Raw genomic sequence first — 15,783 nt, forward strand, 5'->3', positions numbered from 1 at the left:
TAAATTAACTCAAATTTCAAAATTTACAAAGGCTCTCTATTTTTTGCCCACCAGAAGCTTTGAGCTGCCTAACATCAGCCATTTGGCTTCGCGCGGGCCCATAAAAAGCCCCTGCGTCGTGTCCATAAGCTCGACCCGCTCATAGCCCTGCTCCTTAAGGCGCGCGATGAAAGCATCCATGTCGCCGTAGTTTCCGCGCGAGAAAAGATCGTGGATCGCGAAGCTGCCGCCCTTTTTAAGCACGCGGAGCGTCTCTAAAAGCAGCGCCTGGCGGTCCTTGTGCATGATGTTGTGATAGACGTAGTTGCTTGTAACCGCATCGAAGCTGCCGTCCTCAAAGGGCAGCTGCGTGGCGTCGGCCTGCTCGAAGCTAGTGTTTTGCACCCCTTCGGCGCGCGCGTTGGATTCGCACAGCTGCTTGTTAAAAGACGCATACTCAAAGCCCCAGCGATCGACGCCTAGCACCGATGCGTGCGGATTGCGCTTAGCCACGGCGATCGTTAGCGCGCCGCTGCCGCAGCCTACGTCTAGCCCGCGCCCGCCCTCAGGCAGATCCACGTATTTTGCCGTGCCCTCTACGATCGCGCGCGAAAGCTGACGCTTGCCGCCGTAATCAAACGCGCGGTACCACACGACGCAGTATATCGTAAAGCCGATCAAAAACAGCGCCGCTGCGCCGAAAAGCCCCGCAAGAAACCACCTCAGCACGCCGCCCACGAAAGCGCCGCAAACGCCGAAAATCAAAAACAAAACTAACGCTACGCCCGCACCTGCGGCAAAGCCCGCGATCATGCCCTTAGGCACCCAGTTTTTATAGTCCGGTTTCATATTCGCTCCTTTTATTAAATTTAATCCCGCGGCGGCAAAGCGCGCTGCGGCGAAATTTTAAATTCCGCCCGTAAATTTTAAAGTCCGCAGCTCAAAATCCCACTTAAATTTAAACGCACGCTAATAGGTGTATTTAAACTCCGCGTAGTAATTGCGCCCTGGAGCCGGGGTATAGTCGTCTGCGCGTAAATTTTGGTTGTAATTATACTCCTCGTCAAAGACGTTTTTAACTCCGGCGCTTATCAAAAATCCGCTTGCGAAGCGGTACGCAGCGCCCAGATCCACGATCGTGCGCGAGTCGATCCTATCGTGGTTGGCGTCGTGCGATGATGAGAAATATTTAAAATCGCTCATCAGCGTCAAATTTCTAATCGGCTCGTAATCGACGCCCAAAACGAACTTCGAACGCTCCACCAACGGAACCTGTTTGCCTTTATTCGCGCCGGATTGGATCTTGGCGTCCACGTATGAAAAGGTCTCGCTGAGCTTTAAATTTGAAAGCAGACTTTGCTCCGCATACAGCTCCACGCCCTTGCGGCGCGTCTCGTCGATATTGATAAAATGCCAACCGTCGGTGATCGAGCTGCCCAGGGTTTCGTTTACGATCTCGTTTTTCGTATCGGTCCAAAAGATCGTAGCGCTTACGTATTGCCCGTAGATTAGATCTTTAAGACCGATCTCGTAGGTTTTAAAGGTTTCGGATTTGAGGTTATTAAGCACATAAGGGCCGTTGCGACCGAGCTTGTCGATGAGCTGATTAGGCCCCGGGGAGATATAGCCGCGCTCAAATTTAAAATATAGATTGCCGTCCTTGGAATAATTAAAATTCGGCGTAATCTCAAAAGCGTAGTTGTTTTTATGATCCGTTACGTGCGTGCTTTCTTGAGTATGAAATATGCGCCCCATCCTACGCATCGTCGTAGAGACTTCGCGATCTACTTTGTATTCGGCGCGCTCAAAACGCCCGCCAGCACTAAGCGAAAACAGCTCTGTGAAGTCGTGCTTTTCTAAGGCATAAACCGAGTGCGTCTGTTTTTGCATATCAAAGATCGTAAGTTGCGAAAGGCTCATCATAGGATTCATCGAAGTGGTAAAGTCGATCCTGCGGAAGCCCTTATTTTTAAGATAATCATATCCAACTATGAGCTCGTCGTTATCATAGGTAAACTTGCCCTTTAAATTCGCCCCCTCTTTGCGATCTTTCATCACAAAGCCCTTTTGCAAAATTCTAATATCTTGGTAATAAGGCTGTAAATTTGCTTCAAATCTATCGCCGAATTTCACCGCATAATCCAAGTCAAAATTTAATCGTGTGCTTTTGGTAAAGGTCCTCTCGCCTCCTTGTTGGCGGCGATCCTCCCTAAGCTCGATAAGGCCCAGAGTAGGCACGGAATAGGTTCTAGCTTGATAAAAGCTCGGATCGAAAGAGATGCTTTGATCGTCTGAAATTTTATAATGTATCCCGAGCGAGCCATAGTAGCCGGTATTTTTCTCGCCCTTGCGGTATCCGCGCTGCTTAAAGCCCTTAACGGCGGTTTTTAGAAACAGATTATCGCTCACGCCTCCACCTAGCCCTAAATTTAGATCATTGTAATTATACGACGCAATCTTGGTAGAGACATTGGCGTACGGGTATCTGGCGCCTTTTTTTGTGATGATATTTATCACGCCGCCGCTGGTGCCGCTGCCGTAAAGCACGCTACCGCCGCCGGGGATGATCTCCACGCGCTCTATATCCTCAATAGGAACGAGATCGATCGGGATTGGCGTCGGCGTCGTGTCGATCATATTGAGCGCGACTCCGTTAAGAAGGACTTTGACGGAGGTATTTGCCTTCTGACCCTGTCCGCGCAGATCGACCGTATCGCCGTGAAAGCTAACCCCCGGCGCCTTTTCTAAAATTTCGCGCAGATCGCGGTAGCCGCGGTTTTCCATATCCTCCGCGGTGATGACCGAGACGTTGCGAACCTCGTTTTTAAGCATATCCTCAAAGCCCGTCGCGGTAACTACGATGGTACCTAGCTTAGTGGCGTTCGCGCCGGAAGCGTTTTTAGGAACTGCGGAATTTACCGCCCCTGCGCTAGGCGCGATATTTTCGGACGTAGCGTTGTTTTCGGCTCCGTTTAGTTGTAATGCGGCGCACAAACTTAGCGCGATCGCGGCATTTGAAAGATAAAATTTCTTAAACATCACTCTCCCCTATTTAAAATTAAGATTTTGCGAATGATTTGCAAATGCTATATTATAATTTCTCTTGATTAAATAATAATAAATTTCAAAGATTAAAGATAGATTTTTTAAAATTTAGGCGGAGATTGGATGAAATTTTGATCTTGAGTATTTTACGTGGCGCGATAAAATTTCGGTTTTAAATTTAGACTCTTTGGCGCCGCCTACTTTCCAAAACGATAAATTTGCGAAGCGAATCTGACCGGAATTTTAAAATTTAGACCTTACATCCGCCCGCTTTGCCGAATTTTGCCTCGATCAAAAGCACCAAGATGAAGAAAATTTTTTCGTCGTTAAACTTCGCAAGCTCGCGCAGACCTTGATCTGCGCTTACAAGCTTGATGCCGTTTGATTTCAAAATCTCAGCGAGCTCGTCCGGCTCAAAGCCCATTTTACCAGCGATTTCTCTGATATTATAAGGCTCGATCGCGCCGATGATGCGATCCATATTACAAAAACCGGGATTTTTGCGGCTCAAAACCACGTCCAAAAACTCGCCCCAGAGCTTTACGAGCTTCTTTCGCCTCGTGATTATATGCAAGATCGCGACGCAAAGCAGGCCCAATCCTGCGATCTTATGCAGGCTCATCCAGGCCTCGTCATATTCGCCGCGCGCGAAATTAACGCCCGAGAAGCCCAAAATGCAAAGCGCGCAGCCTAGCAGCACGATGAGCGCAAATTTATAAACAATCCCCGCCTTAAGCATCAAATCTCCTTGCTTTGTTTTTAAAATTTAGCGGCTTAGGCGTAGCGCACGCGAACGCTACGGCGGCGTTACGTCTCGTCGGTCGCCGCTATCGTATCGCCTCGGCGTTATTGCGCCGCCCGCACTGCTGCTTCACTTATACGCTCCGCGGATCGCCATCATCGTATCGCGACGTTTGCGCTACTTGCACTGCGCTTTCCCTACATACGCATCCTGTCGATCGCGGTTGCCATATTGCGGCATTTTATGCTGTCGCCGCCGCAATCACGCCGCGCCGCTTTGTACTGCCGATCCGTCGTCGCGGCAGCGTTGTTCGCTTCGATCGTAGCGCCGTTACGATGATGATTTGCCCAAGCGAAGGTTATGTCATACGGCGCCGAGTAGGTACGTATTGTCGTTCCGCTTCTCGACTACGGCGTGCCATCTGCGCCGCTGATGTGTTACACGCCATCCGACGCGCTACCGACTTATTGCGACGCCCACGTATCGCGCCGCTGCCGCAGCCCGTTCATTTAGCACGCCGTTACGCTACCGATCGCGGCTCGGTTTAAAATTTTATCTAGGCGACATCTCCTCGGCGGATCATTTTGCGTTTAAATTTTACCGACTTAATTTCGCGCAAAATCGCGATCGCACGCCGTCTACCGATCTCCAAGCCGCTCGCCGCGCCGTAGTGCCTGCCCGCCGCCGACTGCGTGCGAGCGCCTAGCCGCGCGGGTGCCGATGCTCACGTATACGAACACCTAGCGCCTCGGCTAAATTTTATCGCCGCTTAATATAAACGAGTAATTTTAATAAATCTGGATTTAAAAAGATATGAATTTAAAGGCGAAATCCCTGCCGCGTGAAATTTAAAGGGCCGAATTTAAAGCTCTATCGTCCGCTCGAATATATCCTCAAGCCCCGTTTGATGCACGATCGCTAGCATGCCGAGGCTCGGTAGATCCGCACGCAGACTAAGTAGCAGCTCGCGCGCCGAGGCAGGATCGAGCGCGGACGTGATCTCGTCTGCGAAAACAAAGCTCGGCTTGTGGTAGCGTATCCGCGCAAAACTAAGCCGCTGCGCCTCCCCGCCGCTTAAAATTTTAACGTAATCGGCGCACGAGTTTAGCATGCGAGCAAATTTCTCAAGCCCTACGCAGCATAAAATTTCTAAAAATTCAGCATCGTCTGCGCGCGGCGGCTGCGGATAGGAAATGAGCTCTTTTAGGCTAAGCGGCGCCAGATAGGGCTTTTGCGGGATAAACATCACGCCCGTGCGCGGCAGGCTGATCTCGCCGCGGCCGTATCTCCAAAGACCCGCCGCGTAGCGCAGAGCCGTGCTTTTACCCGCGCCGCTCTTGCCTCGCAGCATTATAAACTGCGCGGGCGCAAGCTCGAAGCGTAGATCCTCGATCAGCGGCTCGCCCGCAGGCGTGAAGACCGACAAGCCCTCGCAACGAGCGGAATTTTCGTCGCTTTGTTTGACGCAAGCACGCAGATTTGCGCTCTCGCCGTCCATGCGCGAGATGAACTCATAGATCCTCTGCACGCTCGCCGCCCACTCCATGATCTGCTTGTAATAGTCCATAAACCACGCAAATCCGTCCTGCACGCTGTAAAACGCCGAGCGCGCCTGCATCATGTCGCCAAAGCTCATCGCGCGCGACAAATACAGCGGCAGGCAGGCAAAGATCGGGATTAAATTCGTGATTTTTAGGTAGCTTGCCGAAAAGCATTCGAGGCGAAATTCCGTATTCATGATGCTGCGCCAGTTTCTCATGATCTCGCCGAAGCTCGCACGAAAGCGGCCGCGCTCGGCATCCTCTCCGCGCATAAACGCTACGGCTTCTGCGTTTTCGCGCACGAGCAACAGATCCGAGCGGTAGTCGGCTTCGGCGCGCTGCTTGGCAAAATTTAGCCCCCTAAGCCTGCGCCCGATGAGATGCGTGATCAGCGAGCAAAGCAGCGTATAAAGGAGCGCGACGTAGAGCAAAAAGCCCTCGATCTCAAAGTGCATGCCGAAAATTTCAAATTTCAACACCTTCGAGACCTGCCACAAGATCGCAACGAAGGCGATGAGCTTGGCGAGATTATAGACGAGTGATTTTACGAGATCTACGCTTTTTTGCACGAGTAGCAAGCTGTCCTCGGCGATACGCTGATCGGGGTTGTCTAGCTTTGCAATCGTTTTTGAAATTTCACAATCTGCGCGAGTTTTAGATGAAATTTCATTCTCGCTTGCGCCGCTTTGCCCTGCTGCATTTTGCTTCGCCGCACTCGGTAAAATTTCAAGCCCCTTTGCGTCTCTATGCAAAACCGCGCTGTCCGCTTCGACTGCGGAACACTCTGCGCGCTCGTTTAAATTTGCGTCACCAGGTTTTTCTAAATTTGATCCGCCCCTGGCGCTGAAATTCCCCTCAAGGCTCGTGCGGTAGAAGTTTGCGTTATGTAGCCATTTGCGCTCCATCATCGCGCTTAGCCGCTCGCGCCAGACGATTACGAGCAGTTTGCGAAACCAGCTGCCGCAGACGATGAAAAGCACGATGAGCGCCGTGTAGAGCAAAAACTCGCCCACGAGCGCAGGGATCAACTCGCCCTTAAGCTCGCTTAGCGCGTCGTAAAAGCGCTTGTCCCACGCGTTCATCAGCACGCTGATTTTGATGATAGCGAGGCTAAAACCGAGCGCGAGCAGCAGCAGCGCCCACAGCTTCGCCGCACCCTTACCGAACCAGTGCGGACGTAGAATTTCAAAAAATTGCTTTAGGGTTTTCAAATTTTCTCTTTAAATTTTAAAATTTAGCGCCGGTTGCAGCGAAATTCCGCGAGATTAAATTTGATCCCGCGATCTCTCGCGCGGATTTTATGCTCGCAAGTCTGCGCGTTTAATTCGCTTGGAATTTCGCGAAATTAAATTTATCGCCCCTGCCTGCGATCGCTCGCGCTAATCAATCGTTAATCAACCAAATCGCGAGCTAAATTTTAATCCCGCGGCTTCGCTTAAATTTTACCCGCCTCGCCACGTGCTACTTGCGACAAAGCCTAGCCTCTCGCCTCTGCGCCCGCCTCATCCACGCTCCTATAAAGCGCGGAATTTATCCACGGCCGCGTGCGAGAAGTTTATCCGAGTTCGCATAAGCGCAAATTTCATCCGCGCTCAATACGTATAATTTAGCGTCAGCATAAAATTCCGCGGCTCGCCGTAGTAGTTGTTATGCCCAGCGACGCGATTTTGCGTGTTTTGAAAATACTTCTTATCCGTGATGTTTTTGACCGCAAAATTTACGCTAAAGTGCTTGTCGAAATGATAGCCGACGTTCGCGTCCCACAGCGCGTAAGCCTTTTGCGGCGCGGCGTAATACGCAACGTTTTCGCGATATATCGAAGCGGTTTTGCTCTGATAGCGCATGCCGGCGCCCAAAGTAACCTTACGATTTTCGCCGAGCGGAATTTCATAGTTCGTGTAGAACTTAAACAGATGCTTCGGAATGTAGCGCTTGGCGTTTGCGCCCTTGCTATAATCGACCACCGCGGAGGTTCTTTCCGTCTTTAAATAGACGCTGCGGTTGAAAGTATATCCTGCGAATAATTTCCAATTCTCAGTAAGCGAGCCCTGCAGCTCGGCATCCACGCCCCGGCTTCGCACTTTGCCCTCGGCGATGGAGTAGTTCGTATTAAGAGGATCGCTCATCGCCCTATTTTTCTGAATGATCTGAAATAGCGCGACATTCGTATTAAGCGCGCCGTCAAAAAATTCTCCCTTCACGCCGGTTTCTAAATTATAGCCGACGACGGGATCTAAAATTTTACCGTCTTTATCGCGCGCGGCTTGCGGCTTAAAAATTTCGGCATAGCTTGCGTACCACGAAAAATTATCCGCAAAATCCCAGACCACTCCCGCATACGGCGTGAAATCCGATTTACTCGGGCTTGCGCTATGCGAAGCCGTGCCGCGCAAAATATTATAATAATATCTGCTGTAAGTTACCTTCGAAAAGCGCCCGCCGAGTAAAAAGTGAAAATCGTCGGTTAAATTTAATCTAGTCCCGAGCGAGATCGCGCGCTGCTTTATGGTAGTGGAGCTTCGGTCTTTAAACGTAGCGGCACTGCTCCAATCGGGCTGAGCGATCCTTGATCGGTCCCAATTATAAATATTCATCCCCAGCGACGCCAGAGACGAATCCCTCGTCCTAGTCTCGCGCCAATTAAGCTTTTCGTTGCTAAGCGAGCCGTTTAAGAAAAAGTCGTGCTTCTGCCCGAATGCTTCGAATTTACCGTCTAGTCCCGTTTGAAACCCGATCTCTTTGGAGTCGTTATCGTAAATTCTATATCGCACCGTATGCGACGTGGTGCCGTTGTAAGGATCTGCCCCGCCGAGCGCTCCGAATTTTAACATGCTGTCGCTATCGGTATAATTGAGCCTCGCATAGGCTTTCAGATCATCGCTAAATTCGTGCGAGAGTTCGCTGTAGACGTTAATTTTTTTATATTCGCTTCTGTCCCAGTCCGAGCCGAAGTAACTTCTGCGCGGTAAATTTAGTAAATTTCCATGATTATCTAAAACGGGCACGCCGTAAATATCATAGACGCCGACGGTTTTTTGCCACAAAAATCCCGCGCTAAGAAGCGTTTTATCGGCCAAGTCAAATTCCGTCGAAACGCCGACGCCTTCGCGATAGCCGTTGCGCGGATAGTCCTTAAACGAGCCCGTTTTACTTAAAATTCCGATCAGCCGCGCGCGTGCCGTACCGCTTTGATTTACCGCATCCGTAACGTCGATCATGCCGCGATAATTATCCCAGCTACCGCCGCTTAGACTTGCGTTAAAGCCTAACTGATCGCTCGGGCGCTTCCGGATTAAATTTATCGTGCCGCCGGGCTCGCCGTTGCTTTGCGTAAGGCCCGCTACGCCGCGCAGAACCTCGACGCGATCGTAGAATTCCAAATCGGTAAATTCCTTCGATGAGCCCAGCGGCCCGAACACGGAGCTAGAAACCGAGCTTGCGATGCCGTCTTCTTGGATATTATCGACATAAAAGCCGCGCGAGACGATGCGATTGCCGCCTGCGTCGTTATTTAGCGAAATGCCGGTGGCGTATTTTGAAAGAGCCTCTTCGGCGTTGTGCAAGCTCAGATCTTTTAAAAGCTGATTGGAGATGACGCTTATGGACTGCGGCGTTTCTCTTATGCTTAAATTTAGCCCCGTCGCGGTGCTCATATTGCCCGTCGTATAAGAGCCCGTGCCCTCGGTAGTGGACAGATCGGCCTTGCCCGTGACGTTTATGGTGCCGAGATTATCGTCGTCCAAGCTCTGCAACGTAGAATTTGTCGCGCTACCGCTTTGCGGCGCGGAATTTTGTGCAATGCCTTTAGTAGCGGAACTTACGACGGCATTGCCCTGCGGCGCGGAATTTGCAGCGGTAGGGCTTTCAGGCTTTTGCGCAGAGCTTTGCGTCACCGCACTATTAGAGGCTAAATTTGAAGCAGGCAGCATGGAACTCTGCGATGCGGCGGCTGCACGCGAGCTTTGCGACGACGAAATTTTAGAGGCAGAGCTTGCGGCGGACGAGTTTTGGGAAGCGCCGCTATTTTGCGCCGCAGTAAGCCAAAACGGCGAGCAAAGTAGCGCAAAAGAAAGTAAAATTTTACCCTTTTTCATAAAAATCCTTTTTAGATTTTATAATCTATATCAATTTACTGGCGGGATTATCTTACAATTCTTCTTAAATAATAATAAAATTTTTAATAAACTAAATCATAAAATTTTATATGCAATTACTAGTTTAACGGAATTTAATAAGATCTATTGACGAATTATTAAGCAAAATTTCTATGAATTTTAAAAAGTATATGAATTTGAAAAACGAAGGATTTAAAAATTTGAAATTCCAAAATTCCGCCGCTTTAAAATAACGTAAACGACGGAATTTAGCGTTTATCGGCGTTTGGTCTTGCGATTACGATAGCACTAGCACCGGTACAAGCGCATTGTGCAAGATATCCTCGGAGACGCTGCCTAAAAAGAGCTTTTTGAAAAACCCTTTCGTAAAGGCACCGGTAGCGATCAGATCGAGGTTATTGGCACGGCGATATTTGATGATCTCATCGGCGGGCACTTCCGCTTGGATGAATTTGAAAGTGGCGTTTTGAGTGCCTAAAATTTCGCGTGCCAGATCTAGCATCCGCTCGCCCTCTGTGGCACCCGCATTGATGTGCAAAACATGCTTATGCGCGCTCGCAAGAAGCTTTGAGCTCTTTATAAACTCAAGCGTGCGTTTCGCCGCGTCAGTGCCGTCAAATGCGATGAGCACGGAGTTAATCGGTGAAAATTCCTTATTCACGAGCAGCGACGGCACGTGAAGCTCCTTTATCAGCACGCTTGCGTTAAAACCTACGTCCTCGTTATTTGAGCCCTTGATACCGAGTACAAAAATTTCGGCTTCGTCCTTATACTCCGCGATAACGTCGATAAAATCACCATCTTTAATGATCTTACTCGCCTTCACGCCCGCAGCAGTCGCGGCGCAGATATATTCATCTAGCATCGCTTCGGCTTCTTCGTGGTCTTTCTCCGCATCCACGCCGCCTAGTGTGGGACTTCCGTAGCTATTTGCAAGGATATCATTCTCTCCTAGGACGATTCCGCCTGCGGCTAGCCCATAAAAATTCTCGCCAAGCTCTGGGATTTCAACCACGTGAATAAACACGAGCTCGGCACCCAAGGTTTTAGCGACGTAAATTCCGTAATCTCTAACCGCCGGGGCAAGCGCATTTTGATCGACGCAAGTGATGACCTTTTTCATTTTTCGTCCTTTTAAAGATAAAATTTTGACCGAAATAAGCTTATCAAATTTTGTATAAAAGTTATTTAAATTCGGCAGATTTGAATGCGGCGCGGGCGATTTTGTGAAATTTTAAAGCCGCGCCGCAATGGATTTGTGAGGTGCCGGCGCGCTTGCGATAAGCTAGCTCAGGCTCATCTGACAGCGATCGAGTAGTTGCAGCGTAGTAGGCGACTAAAAAGCGTTGCGGACGCGGCAGGCAAGATACGGCGCGGGCGATTTTGAAATTTATCAAGCCGCTAAAAGCACGGTTTAAAGCGCCGTTATTGCGGTTAGTAGCCCAAAGATGATCCCCGGGAAATTTGCTGCGGCGAGCGGATAGTCCTTTTTGGGCTTTAAAAGACCGTAGCTAACCCATATCGTGCAGTTTATCGCGGCTGCGAGCGGCTGGAGAAACGGGACTTTGTTGCCGTCTAAATTTGCCATTATGTTCGGCACATAGGATACGTACATGATGACCGACAGGCATGTGCCCGCCCAACCTAAAATTTGTAAATTTCTTTCACTCATCGGCTTTCCTTGTTTTTAAGATACGTTTCAAATTCGCGAATGAAACGGAGCGGGATTTTAATACACCAAAGATAAGAAACAAATTAAAAGATGGCTAGAAATAAAATTTGACTTTAAATTTATCGCAACGGCTTCTGGTCTCTCGCGTCTGCGTAAATTTTAAAACGGCGTTTGCAGCGCGCATTTAAAAAACAGAGAAATTTAAAACGCTAGGTGGCACGGCGATAGAATTTAAATTTAAAAAGGCGGAATTTAAGCGGAGACCGCGACGAAATTTAAGTGAATTTGCCGAGGCGAAAGCCATTAAATACATTGCCCGAAGGCTCGCGGCTAAATTTAAGTAAATTTTGCAGTGGGATTACGGCCAAATTTTGAAAATATAGGGATTGAAATTAAAATTTTAAAAGGCTAATAGCCCGCGTTTGCGATCGCTTCGGCTTGAGAGTGCGCGATGAGCGGATCGATGATCTCGTCGAACAAACCGCCCGCCATGATCGCGTCTAGGCGGTAGAGAGTTAAATTTATGCGGTGGTCACTGATGCGGTTTTGCGGATAGTTGTAGGTACGAATTCGCCCCGAGCGGTCGCCGGTGCCCACCTGATCCTTGCGATCTTTGCGCTCTTTTTCTAAGCGCTCCTGCTCCTGCATATCGTAAAGGCGCGCCTTCAGCACCTTCATCGCCGCCTCTTTGTTTTTGTGCTGATCCTTGCCGTCTTGGTTGGTGACGACTAAGCCGGTCGGGATGTGAGTGATGCGAACGGCGCTATCGGTGGTATTTACGGACTGCCCGCCGTGGCCGGAGCTGCGCATAACGTCGATGCGAAGATCGTTCGGATTGATCTGTATCTCGCTATCCTCGATCTCGGGCATCACGGCGACGGTGATTGCAGAGGTATGTACCCTGCCCTGGCTCTCCGTTTCGGGGACGCGCTGCACGCGGTGGGTGCCGCCTTCAAATTTTAGCCGCGAATACGCTCCCGCGCCCTTTACGAGCAAGATCGCTTCTTTGTAGCCGCCGACGCTGCCTTCGCTAGTGCTTACGATCTCGCATTTATAGCCGCGAAGATCGGCGTAGCGCAGATATGCGCCGAGCAGATCGCCCGCAAACAGCGCCGCTTCGTCGCCGCCTGTACCGGCGCGGATCTCAAGAAAGATATTCTTATCGTCGTTGGGGTCTTTCGGAAGCAGTAAAATTTTGATTTTCTCTTCGAGCTGCGGCTTTTGCGTCTCTAAGCTTTTAAGCTCCTCTTTGGCCAGCTCGCCGAGATCTGCATCGCTTAGCAGGGCTTTGTTTTCTTCGATCTGATTTAAAATTTTAAGATACTCGCTAGCCGCCTCTTTGATCGGCTCGATACTGCGCTGTTCCTTAGATAGCGCCGTCATATTAGCGATATCTGCGGTAACTGCAGGATCGCTAAGCATGCGCGAAAGCTCGTCATAGCGATCCAAAAAAGGCTTTAGTTTATCGGCTAGCATTTAAATTTTATGCGTAAGGGGCGCTTACGCGGCGGTTTTTAAAGAATTTACGAGTTTGGCTAGGCGGCTTACTTTTCTGCTCGCGGTCTGTTTTTTCAAAAAGCCCCTGCTTACGAAGCTGTGAAAGCTTTCATTAGCCGTTTTTAAAGCCTGGGTCGCTGCGTCTAGATCCTTGCTCTCGACCGCCTCTCTTACGGCTTTTGTGATATTTTTTACTCTGGTGCGATAAAATCTATTTCGCTCCGTTCTTTTTATGGTTTGTCTCGCGCGTTTTTCGGCGGATTTGTGATTTGCCATAACGTTCCTTTTCGGTTAAATTTGAACCTGCGATTATACGTAAAAAATATTTAATCGACGCTTAATTTAAGTAAAATTTAAATATAGTTTAAATTTATTAAGATTAAACTTTTTCTGGTAGAATTTCCCGATTTTTATGCAAGGATTTGATAATGAAACTTTTCGGGACGGACGGCGTACGAGGCAAAGCGGGAGAATTTCTGACCGCCGAGCTTGCAATGCGCGTAGCGATGGCAGCAGGAATTTATTTTAGGAAAAATTCCGTTACGAATATGATCTTAGTCGGCAAAGACACCCGCAGAAGCGGCTATATGATAGAAACCGCGATCGTAGCGGGCCTTACCTCGGTGGGCTACAACGTCCGCCAGATCGGACCGATGCCTACTCCTGCGATTGCCTTTCTTACGGAGGATATGCGCTGCGACGCGGGCATTATGATAAGCGCGAGCCACAATCCATACTACGACAACGGCATTAAATTTTTCAACAGCGAGGGCTTCAAACTCGACGAAAAAGAGGAAGCGCAGATCGAAAAAATTTACTTCAGCGACGAGCTCATCTCTGAGGCGCGCACCAAAATGATGCAGATAGGCGCCGCAAAGCGCGTGGACGACGTCATCGGCAGATACATCGTGCATATTAAAAATTCCTTCCCGAAGCAAAAGACGCTGCACGGGCTTCGCGTCGTGCTTGATTGCGCAAACGGAGCAAGCTATAAGGTCGCGCCTACCGTATTTAATGAACTGGGAGCCGAAACTATCGTCATCGGTGACGAACCTAACGGCAAAAATATTAATGATGCTTGCGGTGCGCTAAGCCCGCAAAATTTAGCCTCGGAGGTCAAAAGATTACGCGCCGACGTCGGCTTTGCTTTCGACGGGGATGCCGATAGGCTTGTAGTCGTGGACGAAAACGGCGAGATCATCCACGGCGACGCGCTACTTGGAATTTTAGCAGTCTATTTGAAAGGAAAAAATCGCTTAGCAGGCAATAAAATGGTAGCCACAGTGATGAGTAATTCTGCGCTGGAGGATTTTTTAGCTAAACACGACATCGCGCTTCATCGCTGCAATGTAGGCGATAAATTCGTACTTGAGACGATGCACGAGCTAGGCGCAAATTTCGGCGGCGAGCAGAGCGGGCACGTAATCTTTGGCGATTACGCCAAAACGGGCGACGGCATCGCAAGCGCGCTACAATTCGCCGCTTGCATGTTGGATATGAAAAAGAAGGCAAGCGAATTTTCGGGGATGATTAAGCCATATCCACAAATTTTAAAGAATTTAAAAATTTCGGATAAAAAACCGCTTGAAAAATTAAAAGGGCTAAAGGAGCTTGAAGCAAGCCTTAAAGCGGACAAGATCCGCTCGCTCTTTCGCTACTCCGGCACCGAAAACGTTATCCGCCTCTTAATCGAGGGCAAAAACGAAAAGCTGCTGCAAAAGCGAATGGACGAGGTCGAGAAATTTTTTGCCAAAGCCCTAAATGAGTAGCGTTGCGGTGAAATTTTACGGCGCGACAAGCTCATGGCTCGGTACAAAAGGCGCGGACAAAAAATGCAGGCTTTACATATTTAAATTTAGGCTGCGAGATGGCTAATACCTGTATTAAATTTATCCTACTTTTTGCGGTGATCTTTGCGATCGATCAAGCGATAAAACTTCTGTTTTTAAACGGCTTTTCATGGCAGGGAGAGTTTTTTTCGCTAGAGCTTACGCTTAACCGCGGCGTTGCGTTTTCGATGTTTGCGTTTTTGGGCGAAAATTTAAAATTTATCCAGATCGCGCTGATCTCAGTACTTGCGGCGTATGTATTTTGTCATAAAAAGCTCTTTTGCGAGCATTGGATGCCGTTTGCGCTGATGCTCGCGGGAGGTTGTTCAAATTTGCTCGATCGCTTTATTCGCGGCGGCGTTGTGGATTATGTCGCGTGGCATAAGTGGTTTGAGTTTGCGGTGTTTAATTTCGCCGACGTGATGATAGATCTGGCCGTCGTGATTTTTATTTTTCAGGGCTTACGCACCGCAAAAAAGGAGAAAAATGAAGAGAAATAATTATATCGCTTACGCGCTTTGGTTTTTAGGTGCGTTTTCGTGGATCGCAGCTATGCCGATCGGCGGCGGACTGCATAGAATTTATTGCGGCAAATTTATCAGCGGATTTGCTCAAATCGCGCTATTTTGGCTGGGAAGTTTTACACTATGGTTTTTAGTGGGCTTTTTGTTTTGGGCGATTTGGGGAATTTGGATTTTGCTAGATATATTTTTCGTAGGAATTTGGGTGGAAGATTTAAATGCTTTTGCAAGCGAGACGGAGGAGGACGACTACGAACAGCGTCTGAAAAAGGTCGATGCACTTTATGAGCTGTATCAAAAAGGCGCGATTTCCAAAGAGGAATTCGAAGCGCGAAAAGAAATTTTAATGAGAGATTAAGGAGGCTAAAATGAGTTACTATTGGTTTAAATTTATCCATTTTGCGGGCTTTATTTCATGGATGGCGATGCTGTTTTACATGCCACGTCTGTATGTATATCACGCTGAAAATTTAGACAAGCCGGATTTCGTAAAGGTCGTTAAAAAGATGGAGCGGATGCTGTATCACGCGATCGGCTGGATAGCAATGGCGGTGACGGTTTTTAGCGGCGTGATGCTTATCATTTTAAATCCGGGGCTTATGAAAATGGGATATTTTCATATAAAATTACTAGCCGGAGTTTTGCTAATCTGTTATCATTTGTGGCTGTATTATTATATGTATAAATTTGAAAAAAACGAGTGTCACAGGAGCGGAAAATACTTCCGTGCGATCAACGAAGGCCCTACGATCATAATGTTTATAATACTTTATGCAATGCTAATAATGCCGAATTTACCGAGCAACTAGCCCGTTTTGATAAAAATTTAATTAAAATTTGCA

At 48.7% G+C, this 15,783-nt stretch carries 13 protein-coding genes; 4 read left to right on the forward strand and 9 right to left on the reverse strand.

The window, feature by feature from the left end:
- Positions 1–36: 36 nt before the first annotated feature.
- The 9 genes from Q0380_RS03050 to rpsT form a co-directional block, all read right to left on the reverse strand.
- Positions 37–828, reverse strand: a complete 792-nt coding sequence (locus tag Q0380_RS03050; protein WP_298960019.1) for a class I SAM-dependent methyltransferase — start codon at positions 826–828, stop codon at positions 37–39.
- A 120-nt stretch (positions 829–948) separates the two neighbouring features.
- The gene (locus tag Q0380_RS03055; protein WP_298960022.1) at positions 949–3,018 is read right to left on the reverse strand and encodes a TonB-dependent receptor; all 2,070 of its coding nucleotides are present in this window, start codon (positions 3,016–3,018) and stop codon (positions 949–951) included.
- A 256-nt stretch (positions 3,019–3,274) separates the two neighbouring features.
- A complete protein-coding gene (locus tag Q0380_RS03060) occupies positions 3,275–3,763 on the reverse strand; it encodes a chemotaxis protein (RefSeq protein WP_298960027.1) in 489 nt (162 codons plus the stop codon).
- Between the two features lie 865 nt (positions 3,764–4,628).
- Positions 4,629–6,518, reverse strand: coding sequence for an ABC transporter ATP-binding protein/permease (locus Q0380_RS03065; protein WP_298960030.1), 1,890 nt, complete (start codon positions 6,516–6,518; stop codon positions 4,629–4,631).
- Between the two features lie 381 nt (positions 6,519–6,899).
- Positions 6,900–9,401, reverse strand: coding sequence for a TonB-dependent siderophore receptor (locus Q0380_RS03070; protein ID WP_298960033.1), 2,502 nt, complete (start codon positions 9,399–9,401; stop codon positions 6,900–6,902).
- Positions 9,402–9,699: 298 nt separating this feature from the next.
- The gene (locus Q0380_RS03075; protein WP_298960036.1) at positions 9,700–10,545 is read right to left on the reverse strand and encodes a universal stress protein; all 846 of its coding nucleotides are present in this window, start codon (positions 10,543–10,545) and stop codon (positions 9,700–9,702) included.
- 291 nt (positions 10,546–10,836) lie between these two features.
- Entirely contained in the window at positions 10,837–11,094 is a 258-nt protein-coding gene (locus Q0380_RS03080) for a SemiSWEET family transporter (protein ID WP_005872903.1), read from the reverse strand.
- A gap of 408 nt (positions 11,095–11,502) precedes the next feature.
- A complete protein-coding gene (gene prfA, locus Q0380_RS03085) occupies positions 11,503–12,570 on the reverse strand; it encodes a peptide chain release factor 1 (RefSeq protein WP_298041800.1) in 1,068 nt (355 codons plus the stop codon).
- A 24-nt stretch (positions 12,571–12,594) separates the two neighbouring features.
- Complete coding sequence (gene rpsT / locus Q0380_RS03090) at positions 12,595–12,867, reverse strand: 30S ribosomal protein S20 (protein WP_291938896.1); 273 nt, start codon at positions 12,865–12,867, stop codon at positions 12,595–12,597.
- Between the two features lie 152 nt (positions 12,868–13,019).
- Here rpsT and glmM point away from each other — a divergent pair, with 152 nt between their 5' ends.
- The 4 genes from glmM to Q0380_RS03110 all read left to right on the forward strand — a co-directional run bounded on the left by glmM (position 13,020) and on the right by Q0380_RS03110 (position 15,750).
- Complete coding sequence (glmM, locus tag Q0380_RS03095; RefSeq protein ID WP_298960039.1) at positions 13,020–14,360, forward strand: phosphoglucosamine mutase; 1,341 nt, start codon at positions 13,020–13,022, stop codon at positions 14,358–14,360.
- 98 nt (positions 14,361–14,458) lie between these two features.
- The gene (gene lspA / locus Q0380_RS03100) at positions 14,459–14,920 is read left to right on the forward strand and encodes a signal peptidase II (RefSeq protein WP_298960041.1); all 462 of its coding nucleotides are present in this window, start codon (positions 14,459–14,461) and stop codon (positions 14,918–14,920) included.
- Entirely contained in the window at positions 14,907–15,299 is a 393-nt protein-coding gene (locus Q0380_RS03105) for an SHOCT domain-containing protein (RefSeq protein ID WP_298960044.1), read from the forward strand. The genes lspA and Q0380_RS03105 overlap by 14 nt, the downstream gene beginning before the upstream one ends.
- A 10-nt stretch (positions 15,300–15,309) precedes the next feature.
- A complete protein-coding gene (locus tag Q0380_RS03110; protein ID WP_297964227.1) occupies positions 15,310–15,750 on the forward strand; it encodes a CopD family protein in 441 nt (146 codons plus the stop codon).
- Positions 15,751–15,783: the final 33 nt, after the last annotated feature.

The sequence above is a fragment of the uncultured Campylobacter sp. genome, from assembly GCF_937959485.1.
GTDB lineage: Bacteria > Campylobacterota > Campylobacteria > Campylobacterales > Campylobacteraceae > Campylobacter_B.